At 60.1% G+C, this 26,637-nt stretch carries 23 protein-coding genes and 1 tRNA gene; 16 read left to right on the top strand and 8 right to left on the bottom strand.

Annotated features, from left to right (window positions below; all coding sequences use genetic code 11):
- Positions 1-89: 89 nt before the first annotated feature.
- Positions 90-545 carry a MarR family winged helix-turn-helix transcriptional regulator gene (locus ACYU7Q_RS01115; protein WP_460607589.1) on the bottom strand — a complete coding sequence of 152 codons (456 nt, stop codon included), beginning with the start codon at positions 543-545 and terminating at the stop codon, positions 90-92.
- A gap of 157 nt (positions 546-702) precedes the next feature.
- Between ACYU7Q_RS01115 and ACYU7Q_RS01110 the strand changes: the two genes are divergently transcribed.
- A complete protein-coding gene (locus tag ACYU7Q_RS01110; RefSeq protein ID WP_460607588.1) occupies positions 703-1,278 on the top strand; it encodes a DUF6799 domain-containing protein in 576 nt (191 codons plus the stop codon).
- 17 nt (positions 1,279-1,295) lie between these two features.
- Here the strand turns inward: ACYU7Q_RS01110 and ACYU7Q_RS01105 are convergent, their stop codons facing one another.
- Entirely contained in the window at positions 1,296-2,300 is a 1,005-nt protein-coding gene (locus tag ACYU7Q_RS01105) for an enolase-like domain-containing protein (protein WP_460607587.1), read from the bottom strand.
- A 338-nt stretch (positions 2,301-2,638) separates the two neighbouring features.
- Between ACYU7Q_RS01105 and ACYU7Q_RS01100 the strand changes: the two genes are divergently transcribed.
- From ACYU7Q_RS01100 to ACYU7Q_RS01085, 4 genes are all read left to right on the top strand, one after another.
- Positions 2,639-4,021: a dicarboxylate/amino acid:cation symporter gene (locus ACYU7Q_RS01100; protein ID WP_460607586.1), complete on the top strand. Its 1,383-nt coding sequence runs from the start codon at positions 2,639-2,641 to the stop codon at positions 4,019-4,021.
- Positions 4,022-4,238: 217 nt separating this feature from the next.
- The gene (locus ACYU7Q_RS01095; protein ID WP_460607585.1) at positions 4,239-4,898 is read left to right on the top strand and encodes a hypothetical protein; all 660 of its coding nucleotides are present in this window, start codon (positions 4,239-4,241) and stop codon (positions 4,896-4,898) included.
- 114 nt (positions 4,899-5,012) lie between these two features.
- Complete coding sequence (locus tag ACYU7Q_RS01090) at positions 5,013-5,582, top strand: hypothetical protein (RefSeq protein ID WP_460607584.1); 570 nt, start codon at positions 5,013-5,015, stop codon at positions 5,580-5,582.
- A 74-nt stretch (positions 5,583-5,656) separates the two neighbouring features.
- Entirely contained in the window at positions 5,657-8,026 is a 2,370-nt protein-coding gene (locus ACYU7Q_RS01085) for a GAF domain-containing protein (RefSeq protein WP_460607583.1), read from the top strand.
- A gap of 38 nt (positions 8,027-8,064) precedes the next feature.
- Here the strand turns inward: ACYU7Q_RS01085 and ACYU7Q_RS01080 are convergent, their stop codons facing one another.
- The gene (locus ACYU7Q_RS01080; protein WP_460607582.1) at positions 8,065-8,757 is read right to left on the bottom strand and encodes a phosphatase PAP2 family protein; all 693 of its coding nucleotides are present in this window, start codon (positions 8,755-8,757) and stop codon (positions 8,065-8,067) included.
- A gap of 94 nt (positions 8,758-8,851) precedes the next feature.
- Positions 8,852-8,933: transfer RNA gene (locus ACYU7Q_RS01075), tRNA-Leu, on the bottom strand.
- A 191-nt stretch (positions 8,934-9,124) separates the two neighbouring features.
- Here ACYU7Q_RS01075 and ACYU7Q_RS01070 point away from each other — a divergent pair.
- The 11 genes from ACYU7Q_RS01070 to ACYU7Q_RS01020 all read left to right on the top strand — a co-directional run bounded on the left by ACYU7Q_RS01070 (position 9,125) and on the right by ACYU7Q_RS01020 (position 22,306).
- Positions 9,125-9,820, top strand: coding sequence for a class I SAM-dependent methyltransferase (locus ACYU7Q_RS01070; protein ID WP_460607581.1), 696 nt, complete (start codon positions 9,125-9,127; stop codon positions 9,818-9,820).
- 169 nt (positions 9,821-9,989) lie between these two features.
- Positions 9,990-12,116 carry a M61 family metallopeptidase gene (locus ACYU7Q_RS01065; protein ID WP_460607580.1) on the top strand — a complete coding sequence of 709 codons (2,127 nt, stop codon included), beginning with the start codon at positions 9,990-9,992 and terminating at the stop codon, positions 12,114-12,116.
- Positions 12,117-12,330: 214 nt separating this feature from the next.
- Positions 12,331-13,026 carry a hypothetical protein gene (locus ACYU7Q_RS01060; RefSeq protein WP_460607579.1) on the top strand — a complete coding sequence of 232 codons (696 nt, stop codon included), beginning with the start codon at positions 12,331-12,333 and terminating at the stop codon, positions 13,024-13,026.
- Between the two features lie 36 nt (positions 13,027-13,062).
- Positions 13,063-14,058 (top strand): PspA/IM30 family protein, encoded by a 996-nt coding sequence (locus ACYU7Q_RS01055; RefSeq protein ID WP_460607578.1) that lies wholly within the window; start codon positions 13,063-13,065, stop codon positions 14,056-14,058.
- A 149-nt stretch (positions 14,059-14,207) separates the two neighbouring features.
- On the top strand, positions 14,208-15,227 hold the full coding sequence (locus ACYU7Q_RS01050; RefSeq protein WP_460607577.1) for a hypothetical protein: 1,020 nt from the start codon (positions 14,208-14,210) through the stop codon (positions 15,225-15,227).
- A gap of 186 nt (positions 15,228-15,413) precedes the next feature.
- Positions 15,414-16,427 carry an MBL fold metallo-hydrolase gene (locus tag ACYU7Q_RS01045; protein WP_460607576.1) on the top strand — a complete coding sequence of 338 codons (1,014 nt, stop codon included), beginning with the start codon at positions 15,414-15,416 and terminating at the stop codon, positions 16,425-16,427.
- Positions 16,428-16,547: 120 nt separating this feature from the next.
- Positions 16,548-18,053, top strand: coding sequence for a sodium:solute symporter (locus tag ACYU7Q_RS01040; RefSeq protein WP_460607575.1), 1,506 nt, complete (start codon positions 16,548-16,550; stop codon positions 18,051-18,053).
- Between the two features lie 92 nt (positions 18,054-18,145).
- Positions 18,146-18,640, top strand: coding sequence for an energy transducer TonB (locus ACYU7Q_RS01035; protein WP_460607574.1), 495 nt, complete (start codon positions 18,146-18,148; stop codon positions 18,638-18,640).
- Positions 18,641-18,714: 74 nt separating this feature from the next.
- Positions 18,715-20,565: an ABC transporter ATP-binding protein gene (locus ACYU7Q_RS01030; RefSeq protein ID WP_460607573.1), complete on the top strand. Its 1,851-nt coding sequence runs from the start codon at positions 18,715-18,717 to the stop codon at positions 20,563-20,565.
- Positions 20,566-20,709: 144 nt separating this feature from the next.
- The gene (locus ACYU7Q_RS01025; RefSeq protein ID WP_460607572.1) at positions 20,710-21,312 is read left to right on the top strand and encodes a hypothetical protein; all 603 of its coding nucleotides are present in this window, start codon (positions 20,710-20,712) and stop codon (positions 21,310-21,312) included.
- 100 nt (positions 21,313-21,412) lie between these two features.
- The gene (locus tag ACYU7Q_RS01020; protein ID WP_460607571.1) at positions 21,413-22,306 is read left to right on the top strand and encodes a DUF2911 domain-containing protein; all 894 of its coding nucleotides are present in this window, start codon (positions 21,413-21,415) and stop codon (positions 22,304-22,306) included.
- A 103-nt stretch (positions 22,307-22,409) separates the two neighbouring features.
- Here the strand turns inward: ACYU7Q_RS01020 and ACYU7Q_RS01015 are convergent, their stop codons facing one another.
- The 4 genes from ACYU7Q_RS01015 to ACYU7Q_RS01000 all read right to left on the bottom strand — a co-directional run bounded on the left by ACYU7Q_RS01015 (position 22,410) and on the right by ACYU7Q_RS01000 (position 26,527).
- The gene (locus ACYU7Q_RS01015; protein ID WP_460607570.1) at positions 22,410-23,204 is read right to left on the bottom strand and encodes an SDR family NAD(P)-dependent oxidoreductase; all 795 of its coding nucleotides are present in this window, start codon (positions 23,202-23,204) and stop codon (positions 22,410-22,412) included.
- Between the two features lie 248 nt (positions 23,205-23,452).
- Positions 23,453-24,346 (bottom strand): glycerophosphodiester phosphodiesterase, encoded by an 894-nt coding sequence (locus tag ACYU7Q_RS01010; RefSeq protein WP_460607569.1) that lies wholly within the window; start codon positions 24,344-24,346, stop codon positions 23,453-23,455.
- Positions 24,347-24,426: 80 nt separating this feature from the next.
- Positions 24,427-25,068, bottom strand: coding sequence for a phosphatase PAP2 family protein (locus tag ACYU7Q_RS01005; protein WP_460607568.1), 642 nt, complete (start codon positions 25,066-25,068; stop codon positions 24,427-24,429).
- Between the two features lie 82 nt (positions 25,069-25,150).
- Positions 25,151-26,527: an aspartate kinase gene (locus tag ACYU7Q_RS01000; protein WP_460607567.1), complete on the bottom strand. Its 1,377-nt coding sequence runs from the start codon at positions 26,525-26,527 to the stop codon at positions 25,151-25,153.
- Positions 26,528-26,637 lie beyond the last annotated feature (110 nt).

Genomic DNA, 26,637 nt, shown 5'->3' with positions numbered 1-26,637 from the left:
AAGAAGTGTATTTTGAAGCAAGCGCTACGGCCGGGCCGCAACGAAAAAGTATGCCGAAATTCCGGCGATTTAATTTTTTGAAAAACGGCTTATTCCACCGTTCGCATTTTGTCGAGCAGAGCGTTTAGCTGGCGCATCTCGTCCTCGCTCAGGGGCAAGTTGTCTTTGGAATACAGGACGCCGGTTTCTTCCACCTGGTCAAGCAAATCCAGCCCGGCTTTGGTAATTCGGATGTCGACGGCCCGGCGGTTGGCTGGGCACACGGTGCGGGTCACTAGTTTTTTTTCTTCGAGGCGGTCCACGATGCGCGAGGCGTTGCTGGTTTTGTCCAGCATCCGGTCGATGAGCAGGGCCACCGTGGCCGGCAGCGGGTGCTGCCCACGCAGAATGCGCAAAATGTTGAACTGCGGCGACGTGAGGCCGAACGGCTTAAAGGCGGCCGCCTGCCGCAGCTGCAACCACCCAGCCGTGTATATCAGGTTGATAAACGCCTTCTGGTACTCGTCGCGGAAAATGGGCTGTTTGATTTCGTCTTCGATGCGCATAGCAGGCAGTGGAATCGGATGCAAATATAATGTACATACATTTAATGTCACAACATCGTTCCCGATTATTTTAAAAAGTTTTGCCTTCCGCCCCTCCTACTCTACCGCCGGGGCTTAAAATCCGTATCCCCGCACATTCACCATTTTCCTCATTGCCATGAATCGTTTCTTCCTGCTCGTATTCGCCGCCGGCAGCCTGGCCACTGCTCCACGCCTGGCTAGTGCCCAGGCCGGCGGCTTCCCGGTGCAAACCACCAGCCGCACCCAGTTTGTGATGACCAACGGCGAAGTGGTGCGCCGCGAAGGCACCCAAACCATGCCCCTCACCCAAAACGTGAAGCTGGCCGGCGGGGTGAAAATCAATTACAAAAGCGGCATCGTGGAAATGCCCGCCGATAAGATTAACCCCCAAGGCAAGAAAATCACCCTGCACGAAGGCGACTACGTGAAGCCCGATGGCGGCGTGGTATTCGCCACGCCCGCCAGCGCTGCCGCCGCCCGGGGCGAGGGCACGCCGCCCACCACGCCGCCCGGCACCAAGTTTGAACCCTACGTGCAGCACGGCCCCGGCTTCTCCGACCTCGCCATGCAGGTGTCGCTGTTGAATAAAAAGATTGAACTGCTCAACCAGAAAATCCAGGTGCTCAGCCAGGGCCAGCCCACCAGGCCTGATACCAAAGCCATCGACGACCAGCTCACCCAACTCGACGCGCAGTTGAACGGGCCGAAGTAGTATAAAAGAGGCCGGCGCTACGCGCGCCGCAGCAGCCCCCCCTGTTCCTGCACCAGCCCAAATGGCTCATCCTTGATAATCAGAAAGCCATCGAGGTCCAGCACATCGGCCAGGGCGCTGATTTCGAGGGCGGCCGCGATGCCTACGCTGGTTTCCACCATGCAGCCCAGCATGGGCAGCAGGCCGTGGGCGCGGGTGCGGCGCAGCAGGTCGATGCCCCGGCGGAAGCCGCCGGCCTTCATCAGCTTCACGTTCACGCCATGAAATTGCTGGGCAATGTCGGCAAAGTCGGCCGTGTCGGTCACAGACTCATCGGCGATGAGCGGCACGCTGCTCCGCGGGCACAGGTAACGGTAGTCATCAGCCAGGGCGGCGGGCAGGGGCTGCTCCAGTAGCTTTATATATAGGCCAGGTACCGTTGCGGCGGCTTCCAGGAAGCGTAGCACGCTGTCGGCATCGGCCCAGGCTTCGTTGCCGTCTACCAGCAGCGCGTGGCCGGGCCGGACGCGAGCCACTTCGCGCAGCAAATCGAGGCCCCCGGCCTGGTTTACTTTGATTTTCAATAGCTGAAAGCGGGCCGCATTCTGCTCGCGCAGGAAGCCCGCCACCTCGCCTGGCTCCATGATGGGCAGGGAAAACGCCGTGGGCACGGCGGGGGCGGGCGGCGGTACGCCCAGCCATTGCCACACCGGTTGCCCGGCGCAGGCGGCGAGCCATTGTACCAATGCAGATTCGAGGGCAAAGCTCAGGGCATGGGCCACGGGGTGGGTGGCCAGCAGCGCATCAAGCGCCGATAAGGAAGTGACTTTGGCTAAGCCATTGGCCAGCAAGCCTGAGAATTGCTCCTGGAGCAGCTCCGGCGACTCGCCGTAGCGAACATTGGGCGCGGCCTCGCCGGTGCCCTGCTGGCCACGGCCGGCCACGCGCAGCACCAGATTGGTTTTGGTGGCCGAGGCATTGCGGGAAATTTTCCACACGTAGCGAAGCGGGAGCAGGTGCGGAGTGAAGGTCCAGATGGGCATAAATAGGAGAAAAGCAGAAGCATCAGACTCTGAGCCGAAAGCGCTGCCTGCAACCAGCTAGCAACACAACAACCCCGGAGAATTAGGGGCATTTAACGAAATTTTCGCTCCGCCAGCTTAAACCGCCGCTGAAAACTGCTCGAAAGAAGCAGCATTTTGTGGATGCGCCTACCGTTGCCAGTCTGAAACTGCTGGAAGAAATCAATGCGGCACCAATGCCCTCCGAACAAAAGCCGCACCCGGCTTCCGCCCCCCGCCAACGGGCAAGGTCGGGCGTGGTGGCGGGATAATGCCGTTCTTTGAGGCCTCATTCCGTATTCACGGCCTTTTTCAATTGCATGGCAAAATCCCGTTTACTCCTCGTTGCTTTTATGGTGCTGCTGGCTGGCGCGCTCACTGTGCTCGCCGCCAATCAGATGCTGGCCCTGCCGCCCGTGGTGCCCGTGGCGGCCCGTTGGCTGGCCCTGCTGGCCATTGCCGCTGCGGTGGCACCCCGGCGCTCGCTCACTCTTTGGATTGTGGTGAGCATGCTCATCGGCATCGAGTTGGGCCACGACGCGCCCGGCGTAGCCATGAACCTCAAAGTACTGAGCGACGCCTTCTTACGCCTGGTGAAAACAATCATTGCACCGCTGGTTTTTGCCACGTTGGTAGTGGGCATTGCCGGCCACGCCGACCTCAAGCAGGTGGGCCGCATGGGCCTGAAGGCGCTGGTTTACTTCGAAGTCGTCACCACGTTTGCTCTCTTCATCGGCCTGGCCGCCATCAACTTAACCAAAGCCGGCGTGGGCATCAGCCAGGTTGGCGTGAAGGAAGAATCCCTCACCGCCGCCGCGCCCCAAACCGCGGCCGACATCATCCTGCACATCTTCCCCGAAAACATTGCCAAATCGGTAGCCGAGGGGCAGGTGCTGCAAGTGGTTATTTTTGCCATCATCTTCGCTATCGGCCTGGCCCTCACCCCAGAACGTCCACGCCGCGTGATGCTGGAGTTCTGCGAAAGCCTGTCGGAAGTGATGTTCAAGTTCACCAACGTGGTGATGTATTTCGCGCCGCTGGGCGTGGGCGGGGCGCTGGCCTACACGGTGGGCAAAATGGGTTTTGCCCCGCTGCTCAACGCCTTGCAGCTGCTGCTCACGCTCTACGGCGCGCTCATCGCCTTCGTGCTGCTGGTGCTGCTGCCAGTGGCGCTATTTGCCCGGCTGCCGCTGCGCCGCTTTGTGGCGGCCGTGGCCGAGCCGGTGAGCATTGCCTTCGCCACTACGTCATCGGAAGCGGCCCTGCCCCGGGCCATGGAAGCGATGGAAAGCATTGGCGTACCGCGCCGCATCGTGGCCTTTGTAATGCCCACCGGTTATTCTTTTAACCTCGACGGCACCACGCTATACCTTTCGCTGGCAGCGGTTTTTGTGGCGCAGGCGGCGGGGGTCCCGCTCACTTTCGGCCAGCAATTGCTCATGGTGTTCACGCTGATGCTGACCAGCAAGGGCGTGGCAGGCGTGCCCCGCGCTTCGCTGGTGATTTTGCTGGCCACGGTGGCGTCGTTCAACCTGCCGGCCTGGCCGGTGTTCATCATCCTGGGCATTGATGCCTTGATGGATATGGCGCGTACGGCCGTCAACGTACTCGGCAACTGTTTAGCTTCGGCCGTCGTAGCCCGTTGGGAAGGCGAATTTGTGGATGGCTACCAGGGACCCGACCCGGCAGCAATTTCACAATAGAACTTTTTCAATAACACCCAAGTTGGATAGTCAACTTGGGCGGTTAATTTGCCGCTGTCAAGGGGTATTTTGAGCCTTTTACCGAGCAGATGGCAACTGGTTGATGTAAATCATCTAATTTTACACCATGCCTTTGTGCTAATTGCCTGAGGATTGACAACGGCACTTTTTCGTTTTAATATTTGATTTTTACGATATAATTCTCTACCTTCCGCCTATGAAAATCGTCCGTCCCCTCACATTACTGGCCCTTTCGCCGCTGCTCCTGCTGGCTTCGGCTTGCGTGTCGGTCAAGACCATGATGAAAGGCACGCCGTCGGCGGCCATTTCTAAACGCCTGCCCCCGCTGGAAATCCTGGCCGACCAAGGTCCACTGGCGATGAATGACGGCGCCCTGCCCGAAGACCCGCTGAAATTGTTTCAACAGGAATGCCGGATGAACCTGACGGAGCCCACTGATTCGGCTACGTACGGCTACGCCAAGCTGATTGTGAAGAAGGTCCGCACCCTGCGCACTGGCCGCGCCGTGCAGGGCCTGCAGGTGCTCACGTTCATGATTCCGGCCGTAGTGGGGGTGCCGCTGGAATGGTATAAGACCACGCTGCAAGCCGAAGTGCAGGTGAGCGACGCCGCCGGCAACCTGCTGGGTTCCTACCTCGGCACCGGCACCTCGGAAGTGAAGGTGGCCATGTACCATGGCTATTCGCAGACGGCGGCGCCTCGCCTGGCCGATGTAATTGCCCTGCGCAGCGCCATGGCCCAGATTCGGCCCCAGCTCGACACCGCCACCACCCGCCTCCGGCCCCTGCTGATGGCCGGTGGCACGGTAGAAAACCCCACGCTGCCGTCATCATCGGTGGTTACGGGCAGCCGCTAACCCCTGGGTTAAGGCGCGTTTATTCTTAACTTCTGCATTAGCATAAAAGGCCCGTCGCGCCCCACTTCCCGGTTTCGGGCAGTGGGCGCGACGGGCCTTATCTTTGGGCTTGCCATGACTCACCTCCTGCCCTTCCGGTTTTCTGCCATCCTGCTTTTGGGCCTCGGGCTGCTGCTGCCCGGCTGCTGCGCCAACAACGTGTGCGACTGCCCCGGCGAAGCCCAGGCCGATGCCATTAAGCTGGTTTTTTCAAGGACCGACTTCAACAAGGTTGCCGACCTCGATACGATTGTGCTTCAGCGTTATCCGCTGGTAATTGTCCCGGCCAATGGCACCAACCCGGGCACCAAACCCGAAACTGTCACGCTGATTCGCTCGGCGGCTCAGGCCTACGACACGATTGTTATCAACAACAGCACGCCGTTTGCCCAGTTGAGCACAGATAAGCTCGACCGATACCAGTATTACGTGCGCTATTTCCCGGCCCCGCACCAGAAGCGCCCGGCCTTCGCATTGGTCATTGATAATGTTGCGCTGAAGGGGAATCTGGATGGCAACGGCTGCTGCACGTGCTACACCAACACGCAAAAGAGCATCACCACCCGCAAAGACAGCACCGCCAGCGCCACCACGGCGCTTACGACCAACCTCAAGCCGAACCCCGTCTTCACCATCACCAAGTAGTCCGGCGGGCACTTGCCTACGTATAGCTAACGCCGCGCTGCAACGTTTGGCCGGGCATTCCTGTTTTCGTTCTTATGGCTGCTGAACCTACTCTCACGGCGGCTCCGACGGTGCCCCTCCCCCCCCGTCCGGCTGCCCCTGCTTCTGTTTTTCCGTTTAAGTCTACGCTCAGCCTGGAGCCGCTGATTGCCTACTGGCACGCGCGCGAAAGTGCCAGCAATGCCGGCGTGGCCCTCTTGGCCAAGGCCATTGGCGAGCAAGTGGCGCAGGCGGGCTGGTGCCGGGGCCTGCTCACCGATTACTCGGTGCTGGAATGCAACTGCGACTTGGTAGAAACCCTGATGCTGGCCGTATTCCCGCCGGCCTCATTTGCTACCGACATCAGCGGCGTGGTGGCGCCGTTTCAGCGGCGCAGCTTCTACTCCACGCGCCTGTTTGAGGAGATAATGCTGAACAAGGACCGCACCGTGAAGCAGCCGCTCAACATTGACATGGCGGCCATGGAGCGGCAGATGGGCCTGATGGCCTACCACCTGATTCTGCATCGCCTCTACGGGGCCGAAATGCCGAGCCTGGGGACCATCGTGTTTACGGTGCCCGATTATAAAATTGGCCTATACCGGCACTACGGCGTCGATTTCAACTCTGATTTTGTGATGGTGAAGGTAGTAGGCGAATTGCCTACACTCACCCCCGAACAGATTGAATTCCTGATTCATAACCGCCACCGGCCGGAGTTCTGGCACGAACTGCTGCCGCCCGAGCATTTTGAGCTGGAAGGCTTTAATCTCCTGCAATTGGTGGACATTACCGACCAGGAAATTCTGTCGGAGCTGAAGTATGACCTGCTGGAGCGTGATGTGCTCCAAACCCCGGCCCGCTTCGAGCAGATTCAGGAGAAGCTGCGGGTGCTGTTTGCGCAGCCGGCTTTGCAGTTGGGCATCGCGGCTTACGATGAGAAGAAAAAAGCTTTCGTGGATTTTGGGCGCAAAATCAACCACAGCTTTCTCACCAAACAGGTGCAGCATCAATCAGCCGATGGCAGCTTCCGGCAGATTTATGAGCGCCTACTGCGCGAGCGGGAGCCACTGGTGCTCAAAGACGTAGCCACCGCCGACATTCCGCAGGACCTGCGCCAGCAGATTATTACCCTGGGCATCAAATCGGCTATCCTGGCGCTGCTGCCCTACGGCAACGACACGGTGGGCCTGCTGGAGCTGGGCACGCCCGACGTGAACGGCCTCGACGAGTTTGATATGGACAAGGTGGCGCAATTTGTGCCGCTGTTTGCGGTGGCCGTAAAGCGCAACGCCGAGGACCTGCAATCCCGCATTCAGGCCGTGATTCAGGAGAAGTTTACGGCCATTCACCCCACCATGGAGTGGCGCTTCGCCGATGCGGCCCGCAACCTGCTCACCCAGCTCGACGCCGGCAATCGCACCGCTGAGATGGAGGCCATCGTGTTTGAGGACGTGTACCCGCTGCACGGCTCCTGCGACATCCGCAGTAGTAGCACGGTGCGCAACGAAGCCATTCAGGGCGACCTTATCGAACACCTGACCCTGGCTAACAAGGTGCTGAAAAAGGCCTCCGAGTGCCAGCAGCTGCCCATTTTGGACGAGCTGAAATTCTACGTCACCAAAAACCTGAAGCGGCTGCGCGACGGCTTGCTTTCCGGTGACGAGGCCAATATTTACGACTCGTTGAAACGCGAGGTGGAGCCGCTGTTCGAGTACCTGGCCACGCACACGCCCGAGCTGCGCCCCGTCATCACCAGCTACTGGAACAACATTGACCCCAAGCTGGGCATTCTTTACAAGCGCCGCCAGGACTTTGAAATCAGCGTAACCACGCTCAACGATGCCGTGAGCGACTACCTTGATGAGGAGGAGGAAAAGGCACAGCAGATGTTCCCGCACTACTTCCAGCGCTACAAAACCGATGGCGTGGAGTTCAACATCTATGTGGGCAGCACGCTGGTGCAGGACAAACCGTTCGACCTGGTTTTTCTGAAAAACCTGCGCCTGTGGCAATTGCTGACGATGGTGGAAATCACGCGCCGCACCCATGCGCTGAAATCCGCCCTGCCCGTGCCGCTGGACACGACGCAGCTCATCCTCATTCACGGGCAGCCGCTGAGCATTCGGTTCCGGCAGGATGAGCGGCAGTTCGACGTGGACGGCGCCTACAACATTCGCTACGAAATCATTAAAAAGCGGATTGACAAGGCCACTGTGCTGGGCACGGGCGAGCGCCTGACGCAGCCCGGCACGCTGGCCTTGGTGTATGCCCAAACCCGGGAGGCAGTGGAGTATTACGAGTACATCGACTACCTTCAGGACCGGGGGCTATTGGAGCCCGGGGTTGAAGAGCTGGAGCTGGAAGAGTTACAGGGCGTGAAAGGCCTGCTGGCCCTGCGGGTGCGGGTGCGGCTGGCCGAATAACGCTTACCAAAGGTATTTTCAAGCAGGAAGAAAGCTCGTCATGATGATGCGCTTTCTTCCTGCATCACGGCCTCTTCCTCGCGCCAGAACAGCTTCAGCCCGGCCCGGAATGCCACCAGCCACGCCGCCCCGCCCGCAAAGCCGGCTAGTACGTCGGTGGCGTAGTGCGCGTGCAGATACACCCGCGTAAGGCCAATCAGCCCCGCCCACAGCAACAGCGGCGCTACCCAAGCAGGCCGCTTGAAATGCCGCGCCAGCAGCCACGCCAAGCAGCCGTAAAACGTGAAGCCCAGCATGGCGTGGCCACTGGGAAAGCTCAGTCCGAAGGTTTCCAGCAGGGCATTACTGGGCCGGGGGCGGTTGAAATACAGTTTTAGCAGCTGGTTGAGCAGCACGCTCCCGGCCATGGCCAGCAGCATTTCCCAGGCTCCGCGCGGGTGACCGGCCCGGCGTATCAGCAGCGGCACGATGACGCTGGCCGGCAGCAGAAACGGCAGCGCCGCAAAAAATGTGACCACCCGCACCGGCCCGGTCAGCCCCGGGTGCGCCAGCCGCCAGCCATCCACAATGCCCGAGGCCCAGTTGTCGAGCGCCACCGAATGGTGCACGAATACCACCCGCGCCAGGTAGAAGAAAACCGCAAATGCTACGATGAACAGCACCAGGCCAAACAGCACTTCGACGGTGAGCAGGCCGGCCAGGGCCAGCAGGCGGGAGGTAAACCGATTCATAGCGGGCAAAAAGCCGGTAAATGGAAGTCGCGGCAACTGCTTTCAGTACGGAAAATAAAAAAAGCCAGCCCGGTGGGGCTGGCTTTTTAAAACGTGCGCTCGGAGAGACTCGAACTCTCACACCTTGCGGAACTGCCGCCTGAAGACAGCGCGTCTACCAATTTCGCCACAAGCGCAAGCTGGGCTAAAAAACCGCTCATCCTGGAAGGGTAGCGGCCTTTTGATGCTGCAAAGATACAGCGCCGTTTTACCGCCACGCAACACATAGGCCGTTTTTTTCATTTGTACGGGGGTGTTAAACCGCACCGGCAATTGTTTTTCAGTTACTTGCCGACCCAATTTTTTTTCCTGCAATCGTTATTTTTTGATGTCTTTGCCCCCCACGGCTCCTTTTTCTACCCCTGCTGCCTCCGAAAAGCTGGTTGGTTTTGACCGGGCAGCCTGGTTTTATGATGCACTCGCGGCCTTCGTGTTCGGGTCTTCGCAACAGGCGGCCCAGCGGGCGGCGCTGCACGGCCTGCCAGGCGGCGCTCCGCACGTCCTCATCCTGGGCGGGGGCACGGGTTGGGTACTGGGCGAAGTATTGCGGCGCACGCCAGCCGCCACGGTGCTGTATCTGGAAGCATCGCCCAAGATGCTGGCCCGCGCCCGGGCCCGGCTGGCGCATGAGTTTCCGCACGCGGTGGGCCAGGTCGAGTTCCGGCACGGCACCCAAGCGGCCCTGCAACCGACCGAGCAGTTTGGGGCCATCATCACCTTCTTCGTGCTGGACTGTATTCCAATGGCCGAACTTGAAACAGCCCTGGCCCAACTGCGCGCCGCCCAAAGCCCAGCCGCTCCGTGGCTGGTGGCAGATTTCCGGCCGGCGCGGCGAGGCTGGCGGCACTGGCTGCTCCGGCTGATGTACCTGTTTTTTCGCCTTATTACCGGGCTGCGCGCTCGTGAAATGCCCGACCTGCGCAGCGCCCTTGGCCGAGTGGGGCTGATGGCCGGGCACCCGCAGCTTTTTTTTGGCGGAGCGATAGAAGCCTTGATTTTCGTGGAAAATTCAGCTGAGGCCTAACCTTGATATTTACTAACACTGTTTCATCAAATTGAAACATGATTTTATCATTACCGGGGCCGTTTTTTACAATGATTACCCTTATTTTATTGTAAATTTTCTGCAACTTTGTAGTCTAAACCTTTCACGGCTTTCTATTCCATTACTTGTTTCCTTATTATTTCTGCCCATGAGACACACGGTCGCAACTGCTATTTTATTCTCTTTGGGGCTGGGGGCTTTCCAGGCGCAGGCGCAGGTGAAACCCGTTCCGGGCAAGCCGTTACCAGCTAAGAAGGCTTGGCCAGTGGCAGCCAAGCCCGCCGTGGCCAAGCCTATCGTGGCTAAACCCATCGTGGCCAAGCCCGCCGTGGCCAAACCCGTACCGGCCAAAGCAGTCCTTGCCAAACCCGTACCGGCCAACCCCGCAGCTGCTAAGCCGGCAGTTACCAAGCCGGCCCCGGTTAGCGCCGCACCGGTGGCTCCGGTAGCTGCGCCGGCTCCCGCGCCAGCCCCGTCCAAGGCCGATACTGGGCCGGCCGTGCGCTACACAGTGGCGTTTCCGAACGCGGTGCACCACGAAGCGAAGGTAACGGCAACGTTTGCGGGGCTACCCGCCGGGCCGCTGCACGTGCGCATGGCGCGCAGCTCGCCCGGCCGCTACGCCATCCACGATTTCGCCAAGAACGTGTATTACGTGGTGGCCACCGACGGCGCCAACCACCCCCTGCCCCTGAACCGCCCCGACCCCTACGGCTGGGACGTGATGCCGGCGGCCGACGGCACCGTGATTTTCAGCTACACCCTGTACGGCGACCAGACGGACGGCACCAACGTAGGTATCGACCAGCAGCACGCCCACCTCAACCTGCCGGCCGCCCTGTGCTACGCCACCGGGCTGGAGGGCCGCGCCACCGAAATCAAGTTTGACTTGCCCGCCACCTGGAAAGTGGCCTCTCAGCTGCGCCAGGGTTCTGACAAAGCGGTATATACGGCCCCCAACATGCAGTACATGATGGATAGCCCGGTATCGCTGGGCCCGCAGCAGGTGCTGTCGTGGCAGGAAGGCGACCAGACCATCGAGCTGGCCACGCTGTACATGGGCCCGACATCTGAAATTGATGCCTACGCCAAGAAAATTCAGAAGGTGGTGAAGGAAGAAAAAGCCATTTTCGGCGAGCTGCCCACCTTCGATTTCGCCCGCTATACCTTCGTAGCCGACTACCTGAGCCAGGCCAAAGGCGATGGCATGGAACACCGCAACTCCACGTCCGTGACCAGCCCCCGCCCGCTGAAGGACGAGGATGCCACCAAAAACCTGGGCACCGTGGCCCACGAATTCTTCCACGCCTGGAACGTGGAGCGCCTGCGCCCAAAGGACCTGGAGCCATTTGATTTTCAGCGCGTAAACATGAGCGACAACCTCTGGTTCGCCGAAGGTTTCACGCAGTACTACGGCCGCCTGGCCCTGCGCCGCGCCAAGCTGATTGAAGACGAAGATTTTTACGACGACATCAGCCGCTGGGTGAACCTGCGCCAGAACAGCCCCGGCGCCCGCTACGCCTCGGCCATCGACATGAGCCGCCAAGCCGCCTACACCGATGGGGCTGGCGGCGGTGCCCCGATGAACCTGGTAAACACCAACTTGTCGTACTATGACCAGGGCGCGGGCATTGCGCTGGTGCTTGATTTGCAGCTGCGCCAGCACCACCGCTCCTCGCTCGATAAGTTCATGCAGGCCATGTGGCAGCAGTACGGCAAGAAACAGAGCGGCTACGCCCCCACGGCCCCCTACACCACCCGCGACCTGCAGCGCGTACTGGGCGAGGTGAGCAAGGACACGGTGTTTGCCAGCCGCTTCTTCCGGCAGTACGTGTACGGCCGCGAGCAGCCCCGCTTCACCGAAAACCTGCTGGTGGCCGGCCTAGCCGTGATTCCGACCCGCGCCCTGGGCGCGGCCCTGCCCAGCCAGGTGGAGTTTGACGACGATGGCCGCTGCCTGGTGGCTTACAACACCCAGATTGGCTCGGGCCTGTACAAGGCGGGCATTGACCGGGGCGACCAGATTGAAGTACTTGACGGCCAGACCATCAAAAGCTCCGGCGACCTCGACGGAGTGCTGCACAAGCACTCGCCCAGCGACGTGGTATTTGTGAAGGTGAAAACCCGGGGCGGCGTGGAGCGCACCACCCAACTCATCCTCGCCGAAGACCCCAACGTGCAGGTGAAACCCGTGGAATCGGTGGAAAAAATGGTGCTTTCGCCCGCTCAAAAAACATTGCGTGAGGCGTGGTTAGCCAGTCAGGCATCCAACTAAAAACACTCGATAACGAAATGGCCCCGGCGGGCCGGCGTCGCGCGGAGCGGCCCGGCGGGCCGGGGCTTTTTGCTGCGCGGTGGCTGGGGGCAGTTGATTGGGTAAAATCTTTACCTTTGAACGGCTGGCAGCGTTTTTACGGTCCGCAGAATATCTACGCGGGCCGGGCAGATGTCGGCCGGGCCCTTTCTATCACCTCCATTTTCGTTCCGTCATGGCAATTTTCGATAAGCTCGCCCACGCTGCCAAAGACTTTTTCATTGAGCCCGAAGAAGGCGCAGTTGCTCCGACCACGCCCCCGACCACGCAGTACGGAGCCGCCGCCCAGCCAACCGACGCGCCCATCGTCCCAAACAATACGCCCGCTGCCGCCCCAGCCCCCGGCCAGGCCGAGCAGCGCCACCTCGACCACATTGCGGGCCTGCTGGCCGGCGATGGCAAGGATTTCGCGGCCTACGTGAAAATGGTGAAGAGCATGGCCGCCGCCGGCCTGAGTGGCCCCATGCTCTACCAAACGGCCTTCAACGCCTTTGCGGCGGTGAATGGAGCCACGGTGCCGGCCCTGCTGGCTTCGGCCACGCAGTTTGAGCAAACGCTGGCCGATGACCGCGCGAAAGTGCTGACGCGCCACCGCGAGAAAATGGGCGAAGGCACGGCCCCCGGAGCCGCGCCCGGCCCGGTGGCCTTGCTCATGGCCCAGGAAAAGAAGCTGGCCGCCGACCTGGCCGAACTCACCCGCCAGTTGCAGGCCAAGCAGCAGCAGCTTCAGCAAACCCAGCAGCAGCTGGGCGAGGAGCGCCAGAAAACCCAAAGCGCGCTGGCCTCCTACGAGCTGGCCAACGCCGCCGCAATGGCCGACCTGCACACCCACCACAAAGCCGCCGAAACGTTTTTGAACGCGGCTAAGTAAGCTCTTTCGATTTCCACCCGCTACTTTTTCTGCACAATGAATACCCCGTTATTAGGCCCGCCCTCGCCCGCCGATGGCCTGCCGTCCTGGCAAAAACCGGAGAAAGCCGCCGCCTGGGTTTTCGTGGCCGCGCTGGTGGGTGCAGGCGTGTATTACTGGGGCAAGATTCTGCCCTTTCTGATTGACATCGTTTTCGATACCGTAAAGCTGGGCATTGGCCTGGGTGTGTTGTTCGTGCTGTTTTTGCTGGCCACCAACAAGCGGATTCAAACCGGACTGTGGTATTTGGGGCAGCGCATTTTTCGCACCGCCGCCAGCATTTTTGTGAATACCGACCCCATTGGCATCATGGAGGACTACATCTCGAACACCGAGAAGGAAGCCCGGAATATGGACGCTGAAGTGGGCCACATCGAAGGCGCCAACGAGCTGGTGAAACGCAAGATGGCCGCCAACACCGCCCAGATGAAAGAGTACCTGGCTTTGGCGGCCTCGGCCCAGCGCCAAGGCGAGAAGGATGTCGCTGACAGCTACGCCAGCCGTGCCGCTCAGCTCGAAGATTATAATAAACGCCTGCAACCGATGGCCACCACCACGGCCAACGTGAGCCTGGTGATGCGCCAGATTCTCAAAGCCGCCCTGCGCCAGATTGACAACAGCAAGTTCAAGGTCAACCTGCTCAAAGACGAGTACGCCCTGGTGAAACGCACCAGCTCGGGCATGCGCGCGGCCATGAACATCCTGCGCGGCGACCCCGACAAGAAGTACTTCTTCGACCTGGCCACCGACCGCGTGGCCGAGGACATGGCCCAGCAGCTGGGCCAAATCAAGCAGGCCATGCGCTACTCGCAGGAGTTCGTCAAGGAGATGGACATCCAGAACGGGGTGATGAGCGAGAAGGGCCAGCGCCTGCTCGACCAGTACCAGAAGGGCGAATTCAGCGCCATCATGAACAATGAACCGCCCGTGCCGATGACGGCCAATACCACCCGCCAGGCCACCGACGATGCCTACGGCAAGCTGCTGGATTGAATGACCATTCGATAACGCAGGTCATGCAGAGCGCAGCGAAGCATCTTTACCGCAAGAGTAAATGATTGCATTGTGCGGTAAAGATGCTTCGCTGCGCTCTGCATGACGTTCTAGATAAAACATCTTTCACCACCTTAACTGCAACCACCATGCGGCTAACTTTCGCCAGCAAGGCCATTATCGCGGCCATCATTCTCCTCGGCCTGTACTTCGGTATTCGCCGCTTCACGGCTACCAACCCGGAGCTGGCCAAAACCGGCCGTTCGGCCATCGACCCGGTGGCCGACACCACCAGCCGCTCGGGTGAGCAGGGCGGCGGTTCGGGGTCTTACGATTCGCCGGCCACGGCCAGCAGTGCCAAGCCGGCTTTCTCCTACGAAGCGCCTGCGCCCGTCGATGGCAAGCTGAAGGGCGTGGTGGAGCTGGGCGCCAGCGGCTTCAACTCCTTCATCGTGCGCATCGACCAGAACCGCACCTGGAAGCTGGAAAAAGCCGATTTCGGCAACAGTCTGGTGATGGAAAACATGGCCACCGACGACGATATCCGCAAGGGCCTCAAGGCTTATATCGGCCAGATGCTCGACTTCGGCGTGGGTGGGCGCGACATTCATTTCGTGGTGAGCTCGGGCGCGCTGAAGGCCGACGTAACCGGCAAAATTGTGAAAGTGCTGAAAGGCATGGGCTACGTGGTGAACACCGTGACGCCCGAAAAAGAAGGCATTCTGGGCCTGCGCTCGGTGCTGCCGGCCTCGTTTGCCGACCGCGCCTTTGTGGCCGACATTGGTTCGGGCAACACCAAAATCTCGTGGCTCGACGGCAACCAACCCAAATCGGTGGAAACCTACGGGGCCAAGTACTTCGAGAAAGGCACTGCTGATGCCGCCGTGGCAGCCGATGTGAAGGAAAAGGCTAGCCAAGTTCCAGCTGATTTGCGAGCCACCTGCTTCATCATCGGCGGCGTGCCGTTTGAGCTGGCCAAAAAGGTGCGCAAGGACAAGGAGCGCTACACCGTGCTCGACGCGCCCAGCGCCTACCAACTCGACAACGCCAAGTCGAAAGCCGGCCTGAACATCTACAAATCCATCGCCGAGGCCACCGGCTGCAAGCAGTTTGTGTTCGACTGGGACGCCAACTTCACCATCGGCTACCTGCTGACGCTGCCGAAATAAGGCGGCTTGTTGGTCGGCAAACAACCACCGGCTGTCATCCTGAGCGCAGCGAAGGACCTTCTCACGTTAGAAAACTATTGACGAGAGAGTCCTTCGCTGCGCTCAGGATGACAGCCGTTTTTCGTCGTTAAAAACACTTCCGCCACCCGCCCGTTTCTTTGGCTCCCGAAGCTTCGTTAGATTATCATGGCCCACCGCATTTCATATCTCCGCAACGAGGCGCTGCCCACCGTGCGGCCCGGCTACCCCGGCAACAAGCTGTTCGGCAACGAATTCGCCAACGGCGAGGAGCTGTTTGAGCCCAGCTTCGCCAACGTGCTGAAGTGGCAGCTCTCGACCAACCCGCAGAAGGAAGAAAAGAAGCGCGATACCTGGGCCCCGGAAGTAATGGACTGCGCAGCGGCGTTTTCCTCAACCGAGGACATGCTGGTGTGGCTGGGCCATTCTTGCTTTTTGCTGCGGGCGGCGGGTGTGTCGCTGCTCTTTGACCCGGTTTTGTTTAGCTCCATCGGCTTGCGGCACCGTCACCCCCTGCCCTGCCCGCCCGAGGCCATTCGCAGCATCGACTACCTGCTGCTCTCGCACGGCCACCGCGACCACCTCGACGAGAAATCCGTCAAGTTGCTCGCTGCCCAGAATCCGCAGATGCGGGTACTGTCGTCGTTGCGCATGGGCCCGCTGCTGCGCGGCATGGCTCCCGCCCTGTCCGTGCAGGAAGCCGGCTGGTGGCAGCAGTACGACCTCGGCCCCGATTCGCCGCTCGAAATCACCTACCTGCCCGCCGCGCACTGGCACCGCCGGGGCCTGACCGATATGAACCGCGTGCTCTGGGGCAGCTTTATGATTCGGGTGCAGGACAAGCTCATCTACTTCGCCGGCGATACGGCCTACACCGAGCATTTCGAGGCCATCGAAGCCCGCTTCGGACCCATCGACATTGCCCTGATGCCCATCGGGGCCTACAAGCCGGCTTACATGATGGCCAAAAGCCACGTCAACCCCCACGAAGCCGCCAAAGCTGCCAACGTGCTGCGCGCCGGCCACGTGGTGCCCATGCACCACGGCACCTTCGCCCTGGCCGACGAGCCCGCTTCCGAGCCGCTGCGGCAACTTGAGGAAGTGGCGGCCGGCGGCATGCTGCGCGGCGACCTGCACGCGCCGGCCGTGGGCGAAATCCTGCGCTGGCAAGACTGGGAATAGGTTTTTAGGGTCTGCGGGCAGGAGGGTAAGGGGGCATGAGTTATTCTGCCGACCTTTGCCCCCAATTCACTTTCCAAACTTCTTACCCTCCTACCCCCATCCCCTCCTGCCCTAGCTTACATGTCGCCAACTTTAGTACTGAGCCTGGTTGCGGGCTATTTCGTCGTCCTCATCATCATTGCCCTGCTCACGTCGCGGGGCGCAACCAGTGAAAGCTTCTTCGTGGCCAACCGCAACGCGCCGTGGTACATGGTGGCGTTTGCCATGATTGGCACTTCGCTTTCGGGCGTCACCTTCATCTCGGTACCGGGCAACGTGTACGGCAAAAGCTGGAGCTACCTGGCCGTGGCGGCAGGTTTCGTGGCCGGCTACGTCGTTATCGGTACCGTCCTTATGCCGCTCTACTACCGCTTGCGGCTGGTGAGTATCTATTCGTATCTGGAACAGCGCTTTGGCTACTGGAGCTACAAAACCGGGGCCCTGTTCTTCCTGATTTCGCGCTCGCTGGGCTCGGCCCTGCGGCTGTACCTGGTGGCGGGGGTGCTGCAATTGGCCGTTTTTGATGCGATGGGCGTGCCCTTTGCCGTGACGGTGGTGGTCAGCATCCTGTTCATTTACCTCTATACCTTCAAGGGCGGCCTGAAAACCATTCTCTGGACCGATACTTTTCAGACCCTGGCCATGCTGAGCTGCGTGGCCCTGAGCATCTACTTCATGGCAGATGCGCTGAATTATTCCTTCGCCAAGCTCATCACTTCGGTGAAAGAAAGCCCGATGTCGCAGGTTTACTTCTCCGATTTTCGCGACGACAAATTCTTCTGGAAGCAGTTCGCCTCGGGCATGTTCATCACCATCGTGATGACCGGCCTCGACCAGGATTTGATGCAGAAAAACCTGAGCTGCCGCAGTCTCGGCGAGGCGCAGAAGAACCTGTTCTGGTTTACGCCCGTCATTGTCTGCGTCAACATCCTGTTCCTCACGCTGGGCGTGCTCATGTACCAGTACGCCGCCGCCCGCGGCCTCAAGCTCACCGAACTGCCCCAGCTCCTCAACCTCAAAGGCACCCTCGACACCGACAAGGTCTTCCCCTTCCTGGCCACCACGCAGTTCTCACTAGCTGCGGGCATCATCTTCATTCTGGGCATCATCGCCGTCACCTACGCCTCGGCCGACTCGGCCCTCACGGCCCTCACCACTTCCTTCTGCGTCGATTTTCTTGACATCAAAAAATACCCCGAGGCGCAGCAGACGCGCCTGCGCCAGCTCACCCACCTGGGCTGGTCGGTGGTGCTCATCGTCATCATCCTCATCTTCCGCGTCCTCAACGAGCAGAGTTTGATTGATGCCGTGTACAAAGCTGCGGGCTTCACTTACGGCCCCCTTTTGGGCCTGTTTGCCTTCGGCATTCTCACCCACCGCCAGCTGCGCGACAAGCTCGTATTGCCCACCTGCACCGCCGCCGTGCTCCTCACGCTGCTTATCGTGTCGCACTCCGTGGAGTGGCTGAACGGCTACAAGTTCGGTTTCGAAATCCTGCTGCTCAACGGCGCGCTGGTATACCTCGGTCTGCTGCTCATTTCGCGCCCCGCCGCTGCCGTGCCGCAGGCCGCGAACCTGTCGGCGTAGTCCGGGGTTTGAGGTATTTGAGCCGTTTGTTCGTCTCCTGCATTATGCGATTTATAAATGGCGCGGGCGCTGGCCCGGCCGTTATTCTGCCTATGAAAAACTTCCTCCCGACCTTCGGCCTGCTACTCATCGCCGGCGCGGCCCACGCTCAGCAGCCCGCCCCCGCTACCGGCCAGACCATCATTCTAAAGCCCGGCCAGATGCAGGTGCAGCGCGACCCCGCCGCCAACCGCCCCGACCGCGCCCCTGTGTACCCCGGCGGTGAGCAGGCCATGGGCCTGTTTTTCCTGGAGCACATCAACTACCCCGAAGCCGCCAAAGCCAAAGGCCTCAACGGCAAGGTACTGGTGAATGCCACCGTGAACGAGGACGGCAGCATCAGCAATCCCGTGGTGGCGCAGTCGCTCTCGCCCGAGTGCGACGCCGAGGCCCTGCGCGTGGTGAGCCTGCTTTCAGGCTGGCAGCCGGGCATGCGCCGCGGCCACCCGTTGCCCGTGATGGTACAGTTGCCCGTGCCCTTCGGTGCGGCTGGCGTAATGCACGTGGAGCAGGTGCGCCGCCAGCCCGCGCGCGGCCGGCATCAGTAGCACAGCTTCACTCGCGCCTCATGCCCGGCGGCCGAAATTGCCGCGTTATAATTAGTAGAATTAGATAAGACCCGATGGCCCGTAGTGGATTCAATACCAGTGGCAGCGACTCTGTAGATGAGCGTCCCAAAACCAAGATAACCAAAGCCGCACTGCTCCGTGCGCTGGAAATGTTTCGCTTCGTGCGGCCCTACCGCACCAAGTTTATTATCGGCATGGTGTTTTTGGTGGGCAGCAGCAGCACGGTGCTGGCTTTTCCGTGGATAGCGGGCAAGCTCGTGGACGCTGCCACGGGCCATCCGTACATCGCGCCGGGCGGCTTTACGCTCACGGTAGGCCGCATTGCACTGGCCCTGTTCGGTGTTATCGTGTTGCAAGGCTTGTTTTCATTCGGACGCATCTGGCTGTTTGCGCAGGTCAGCGAGTATTCGGTGCGCGACATTCGGCAGGCCCTTTACACCAAGTTCGTGCAACTGCCGCTCACGTTTTTTGAGCAAACGCGCGTCGGAGCCCTCATCTCGCGCATCACCGCCGACGTGGCACAGGTGCAGGATGCTTTTTCGCTCACCTTAGCCGAAGTATTCCGGCAGGTGTTCACGCTGGTGGGCGGCCTCGCGTTTATTTTGGTGATGTCGCCGCGGCTGTCGCTATTCATGTTGCTCACATTTCCGCCCATTATTCTGCTGGCGGGGCTGGCGGGCCGCCGCATCCGGGGTTTGTCCAAATCGACGCAGCAGGAGCTGGCGCAGGCCGGCGTCATCGTGGACGAAACCCTGCATGGCATCAGTTCGGTGAAGGCGTTTACGAACGAGCAGTTCGAAATAGCCCGCTACACGGCCGGGCTGAACCGGGCAGTGCAGGCGGCGTTGCGCAGCGGCTTTTTCCGGGGCGCCTTTGTGTCGTTCATTATTACGGGCGTGTTTGGGGGCATCATTCTGGTGCTATGGCGCGGCGCCACTCTAGTGCAGTTACCCGAAAGCGACCCCGCCCACTTGGCCGTGGGTACGCTGATTTCTTTTATTCTGTACACCACCTTCATTGGGGCTTCGGTGGCGGGCCTGGGCGAATTGTTCGGGCGAGTGCAAAGCATCCTGGGCGCCACCGAATACATCCGGCAGGTGCTGGCCGAACCGGTGGAACCCACCCATGTCACCCCACCTGTGGGGCTGGTGCCGGCCCGCCTGCACGGCGACATCCGCTACGAGCACGTGGCTTTCCGCTACCCCACCCGGCCCGACGTACCGGTGCTTTCGGACATTGACTTTCACATTTCGGCGGGCGAGAAAATTGCCCTCGTGGGCCCCAGCGGCGCGGGCAAAAGCACCATCGCCGGCTTGCTGATGCAGTTTTACCCCCTCAGCGGCGGCCGCATCATCGTAGATGGGCACGACGTGCAGGACTACGACCTCACGGGCCTGCGCCGCCATATCGGCATTGTGCCGCAGGAAACGCTGCTTTTCGGCGGCACCATCCGCGAGAACATTGCCTACGGCAAGCCCGGCGCCTCCGACGCCGAAATCATCGAAGCCGCCCAGCGCGCCAACGCCTGGCAGTTCATCCAGGCCTTCCCCGAGGCGCTCGATACGGTGGTGGGCGACCGCGGCATCAAGCTCTCGGGCGGGCAACGCCAGCGCGTGGCCATTGCCCGCGCCATCCTGAAAAACCCCGCCATCCTCATCCTCGACGAAGCCACATCCTCCCTCGACAGCGAAAGCGAAAAGCTTGTGCAGGGTGCGCTGGATGAGCTGATGGAGCACCGCACCAGCCTCATCATCGCCCATCGCCTGAGCACCATTCGCAAAGTCGATAAAATCCTGGTGATTGACGGCGGCCGCATCGTGGAGGCCGGCACGCACGAGGAGCTGAGCGACCGCGAAGGCGGGCTGTATGCGAACCTGCTGCGGCTGCAGTTTGAGCTGACGTAGGGTTTAATTTAGCAACACACGATTACGGCCCTTGCTTCGTTAGATTTGACGAAGTAAGGGCCGTAATTATTTATGAATATGAGTGCTACAAGGTATAGATTGGGCTCAGGCCAAAATTGGGAAAGAGGCATTTCACTGACGGATATGGCCCCATTTGCGGGCCTATTCTTTTTACTTGTCGGATTTTATATGCTTACCGGGCACTTTAAACAAACTGGAAATGGGACAGACACAGGTATTGTTGCTCTCGAGCAATTGCCAGCAATTCCATTTAGTTGCTATAAACCGCTTGACCCTAATGGGTTTGGTGGCTGCGTTATCAGCCTTAATGCTAGAAACCAGTTCTCATTTGCTTTGCCAGGAACTGACCAAAACTTTCAATCTAAAGTTATTAATCAAGTTGCTTTGCAACATGGTGTTGAATTAACTGCATCACAATTAACAGAGTTACATTCCTTACCTTTTCTGGCTTATGATGTAGAGCAATTGCCAGTGTTACTAGCAGTTCCATCATGGGAGCGCCAAAAGCAAATTGAATCAGGACTATTTGGTCAGCTTAGTAAGAACCAGTTAGCCGATTGTATTGCTGCAACACAGACTTTAGCTCCCAAAATTTTACAAAGACCAGTGTATTTCTATTTAAAAATTCAGGCAAATGTTGAATCGTGGCAGTTTTATAGTTTGACCGACCTGCTTCAGACTCGCGGCATCAACCGGTTTAATCTCCTTACTAAAGCTCGAGAATAACACCCACAAACATTGGTATTAGCTCCCAAAACCCGCGCCCCAAGCGCGGGTTTCGTATTTTTAGCCCCTCAACAACTATCCCATCACCCTCTCCTTACTGATGAGCAAGCACTTCGCAAGTTTCTCCGTCGCTGTTGCAGCGGCTGCTACCCTGCTGGCCGCGCCGGCTGCCCAAGCCCAAATCAAGACGCCCGCCGCCAGCCCCCAGAGCACCATCACGCAGCGCGTGGGCCTCACGGACATCACCATCGTGTACTCGCGCCCCAGCGCCAAGGGTCGCAGCATTTTCGGCAGCGACAACTCCTTGGTGCCCAACGGCAAGCGCTGGCGCACCGGCGCCAATGCCACCACCAGCATCAAGTTTTCGGATGACGTGACCATCGAAGGCAAGAAGATTCCGGCCGGCGAATACGGCATTTACACCGTGCCGCGCCCCACCGAGTGGACCGTGGTACTGAACAAAAGCCTCAAGCAGGGCGCCGACGTGGACGGCTTCAAAGACGACCAGGACGTGGCCCGCTTCACCATCAAGCCCTACAAGGTGGCCGGCAAGGTCGAAACCTTCACCATTGCCTTCACCGACCTGACTCCCGCCACCGCCAACGTAGCCATGGAGTGGGAAAACACCGGCGCCAAATTCAACATCAAGGCCGACGTGGACAGCAAGGTAATGGCCCAGATTGACGAGAAAATCACCAAAGCCGCTACCCCCGCTCCCGCCGACCTCGCCTCGGCCGCTGTATACTACTTCGACAACAACAAGGACCTGAAGCAGGCCCTGGCCTGGATGGAGAAAGCCAACGCCGCCGAGCCCACCAAGTACTGGAACCTGAACACAGAAGCCAAAATTCGCCTGAAAATGAAGGACTACGCTGGCGCCACCAAAGCCGCCGAAGCTTCGAAGAAAGCCGCGCTGGCCGCCACGCCGCCGAATGGCGAGTACGTGAAAATGAACGAGGAACTGATGGCGCAGGCCAAGAAGATGGGCAAGTAAAACTGTCGGCTCTTCGAGCATAAAAAAGGCCGCGGCACTGGTGTCGCGGCCTTTTTTATGCTTGGCCCAACCCGCAAAACCCGTTGCCGGATGGGTGGCCAAATCACTTGTGCTCGGCCGGGTGCAGCTGGCTGTTCATGAGGGTGGCCAGCATGGAATCGGGCAGCACGAGGCTGGTGAAGAAGTTGACTTTGGCGCTCATGGTGGGCAGGCTGCGGGCCCCGCCGTCCATCAGCACGTCATAGCCTTCTTCGGCCACGGCGCGGGCCGAAGCGGGGTGGCTGGCGGCGCGGGTGTTTTCGGCGTGCGCGGCGCGGAAGAAGTTGGTGTCGGTGGGCGGCGGGCAGAGCACGGTCATGGTCACGGCTGATTTCTGCTGCTTGAGCTCGTGCTGCACGGCTTCGGTGAAGCTGAGCACGAAGGCCTTGGTGGCGGCATATACGGCCTGGCACGGGCTGGGCGTGAAGGAAGCCAGCGAGCCCACCTGCAGAATGCGCCCGGCATTGCGGGCCACCATGTCGCGCAGGTAGAACTTGGTGAGCTGCACCAGCGCCGCTGTGTTTACCTGAATGATGGCGAGCTCCGTGGCCAGGTCGGTATCGGTGAAGTAGCCGGTTTCGCCGAAGCCGGCGTCGTTCACCAGTGCATCGATTTGCAGGCCCCGGGCCGTGGTTTCGGCGTAGAGCTGGGCGGGCGTATTGGGGTGGCTCAGGTCGAAGGGCAACAGCACGATGTCGACGCTTTCAAACTCCTGGTGCAGCAGCCGGGCCGCTTCGTGGAGCTCATCCAGGTGGCGGGCCACGAGCACCACGCGGTAATCATCGCGGGCGAAGCAACGGGCCAGTTCGAAACCGATGCCACTCGAAGCACCGGTGATAAGGGCGGTTTGGTCGTTCATAGCAGATGGAATTAGGGTGAATAATATTTTATTATAATATATAGATTAATAATTTAATTCAAGGTTGCACAGCGCAACCAGCCTTGCACCAGAAAGCGCCCATTAATATTGATTGCTGCACGCATGTGAAAGCCGCACAGCCCACACAAAAGCGGAAGGCACTGACGGAAATAGCCGCCGCAACAGGCAGCAAAAAGCCCGATTCAACACAGAATCGGGCTTTTTCGTCAATAATCTCGGGGCGTCTCCTACTTCTGATTGCGGCCTTGCATAATGAGCAGACGCTTCACGTTGTCGACCTCAATCTCATCGGGTTGGGTTTTGAGCACGCGGCGCAGGTCCTTGGGCGAGCGGCCGCCGAACACCACCACTTTCAGCCCGGCGGCGTGGGCCTGGGCGCTTTGCTCGGGCGTCACGCGGTCGGCGTCGAGCACCACGGTGTGAACCTTCTCGGCTTTGGCCGTTTTCAGGCCGGCTGCAAATTCATCGGAGGCGATTTCGAGGCCGATGCGCACGGCCGGCATAGCGGTGCGGGCCAGCCGGACGGTGGCCCCGTCCTGGGTGATGAACAGGACTTTGGCCGGCGGCACGTGGTAGCGGGCGAGGCTGCGGGCAATCTGGCGTACCAACAGCGGTACTTTTTCGCTCTGGCGGCCGGCCGGCAGGCACTGGTCGTCCTCGTGCAGGTCGAGGTGAATGAAGGGGAACGTGGGCCGACGGTTGAGGCGGGCCAGCAGGGTATCGAAGGTGATGGGGTGCTCCTTCTGGAAGAGGTCGTAGGGGAAGCCGCCCTTGTAGCGCAGCTGGGTGAGCTCGGCGGCGGTGCGCTGGCTCACGCAGCCGGTGCCGGTGCTGCCGTCCTGCAAATGCTGGTCGTGGTAAAGCATCACCACGCTGTCGCGGCTCATTTGCAAGTCAATTTCCACGCCATCGGCCCCGCGCAGCAGTGCCCTCCGAATGCCGCGCCAGCTGCTCGGCGGCCGGAAGTTGAACGGGCTGATGGGCGTGTAGAAGCCGGAACCAGCATGCCCCAGCACCACCAACTGGGGGTTAGCCACGGGCTTGGTGGCGGAGCAGGCCGCCAGCGTCAGGAAAAGCAATAGCGCCAGCGATGCGGCGGGGAGTAAGCGGTATTTTCTCATGCAAAAGCGAAGGCCGACACGCCGGCTGGGGGCTGAACGGCAAAGGCGGCGCGGGGTTGTAGAGACGCAACTATGCGTTTCTACACCGCTGCTACGCTGCGTGGTTTATCCAGCAGCCCAAATAAAAACGTCAATGCCACCACCAGCCACAGCGAAAACCACACGTCGCTCAAATAATGCATGCCCAGCACCAGCCGGCCCAGCGCGATGAGCCCCGGCAGCACCAGCAGCGGCCCCCGATACTTCGGGAATGCCACTGCCAGCGGCCAGAACAGGCTGAAATAAGTGGCAGTGTGCGTGGAAGGAAACGAGTCGTTGTGCGGGCCGGTGGCCCATAGGCCGGTGCCCTCGTAGCCGGCCCCGAACAGCACCTCCGGCCGCAGGCGGTGCACCGTGCCCTTTAGCACATTGGCCAGCACCATGCTGAATTCGTGGGTGAGCAGCAGGATGAGGAAGATGGTGGCGTCTTTCTTCTTGAGGACGTAGCGGCCGATGGCGAAGGCGAGTCCCAGCACCAAAAAGATGATGGGCAGGCCCACGACGTGCCTCATCAGCGCATCGTGAATCTTATCGGCGGTGGCGGTAAGAGTGGCAAAGAAAGGCGCCACCCAAGTGAAATGCCCGTGGATAAACCGGGCCAGCGGCTGGTCGAAAAAAAGAATGAGCAGGGCGCAGGCCGGCAGCGTGAGGGCCGTAAAAACGAGGAACTGGCGGAGCGTCATAGAGCGAAAGTAGCGTGGACTCTACGAGTCCGCGCAGGGGCGGAAGGTTTGGATGCGCGGACTCGCAGAGTCCACGCTACTGCTACCCCAACGCCTGATTCAGGGCGATGATGGCAGTTTTGTAATCCTCGCGGCCCACGATGAACTGGATGTTCACCTTGCGCAACGCAAAGCCGGCGCTGCGGATATTAATCCCGGAATCGGCCAGAGCGCCGGCGGCGCGGGCCAGCAGGCCGGGCTCATCAATGTTGGAGCCGATGAGGCAGACCAGGGCGGCCGGCTGCACGGTCACGTTCTCGTACTTGGCTTCGAGGGCGGCCACCAATTGCGGCTTGAGGTCTTTTTCCCAGATGAGCAGCGAAATGCTGTTGGCGCTGGTGGCCTTGAAAATATAGCTTACGCCGAGGTCGAAAAATACCTGCATCAGCGTGAGGTCGAAGCCGGCGGCACCTACCATTAGCGGGTCGTGAATGTCGATGATGACGACTTTATCGGTGCCCGTGATGACTTCGATGCGCTTGGTGGGCGACACGTAGTCGCGGGTGATGAGCGTGCCGGGGTGCTCGGGCTCGAAGGTGTTTTTGATGCGCAGGTCGATGGCGTTTATCTCCAGCGGCTTCGAGGCTTTGGGGTGGATGGCCTCCATGCCCACGTCGGCGAGCTGGTCGGCCACGTCGTAGTTGGTGAAGCCGATGGGGTGGCACTGGTCCACGCCCACCAGGTTGGGGTCGGCCGAGCTGAGGTGGTATTCCTTGTGAATAATGGCCTCCTGGGGCCGCACGGCCACGGCAATCTTGCTGAAGGTGACCTCGGAATAGCCCCGGTCAAATTCCCGCATAATCCCCTCCGTGCCCTTGGTGTAACCGGTGGCAATGCAGATGGTGCGCGGAAAATCAATGTCGGTAAATGCCTGCCGGATGCGCTCGTCGATGGTCAGGGGCTGGGCATCGTCGAAGCCGCTGAGGTCGACGAGGGTGGCGTGCATGCCCCGGTTTTGCAGGATGTTGACGGAGTTGAAGGCCGAGTGCGCCTCCCCTATCGAGGCCAGGATTTCGCGGGCCGCCTGCAGGATGTTCACGCTGTTCACGTAGCCGGAGGCCAGCACGTTCACGAGGCTGTCGAGGTATACCTGGGCCTGGTCGATGCGCTGCTGAATGAAGGCATCGGCTGCGGCCAAATCCAGCCCCAGCGGCTCGTATTGCTTATTCAGTTCCTTGAGCTTGGTGGCTACGTCCTGCAGCGGCTGGCTGAACTCCTGGCCCTGGGTGATGTGGTGGTAGACGCCGGGCGCGCCGGTTTTCTTGTTTTCGAGCAGCCAGTTGGTGACGTTGGCGTAGGCCGACACTACGAAAATGCGGTTGTACAGCTTCGTGCCCTCGCGGCCGTGGAAAATGATGTTGTCGAGGACGTCGGCGAAGGCGGTCATCGAGGTGCCGCCGATTTTTTCTACTGTGAGCACGGGTATTTACAGGAGGCTGGAAAGCCTGGGGATGATAGTTGAAAACACAAAAGAACGTCATGCCTCGGCTGCGCTCGGTATGACGGGCAATGTAGCGTGGACTCTGCGAG

It is taken from the genome of Hymenobacter terrigena (assembly GCF_054776515.1).
This window is presented reverse-complemented; position numbering and strand designations above follow the sequence as displayed.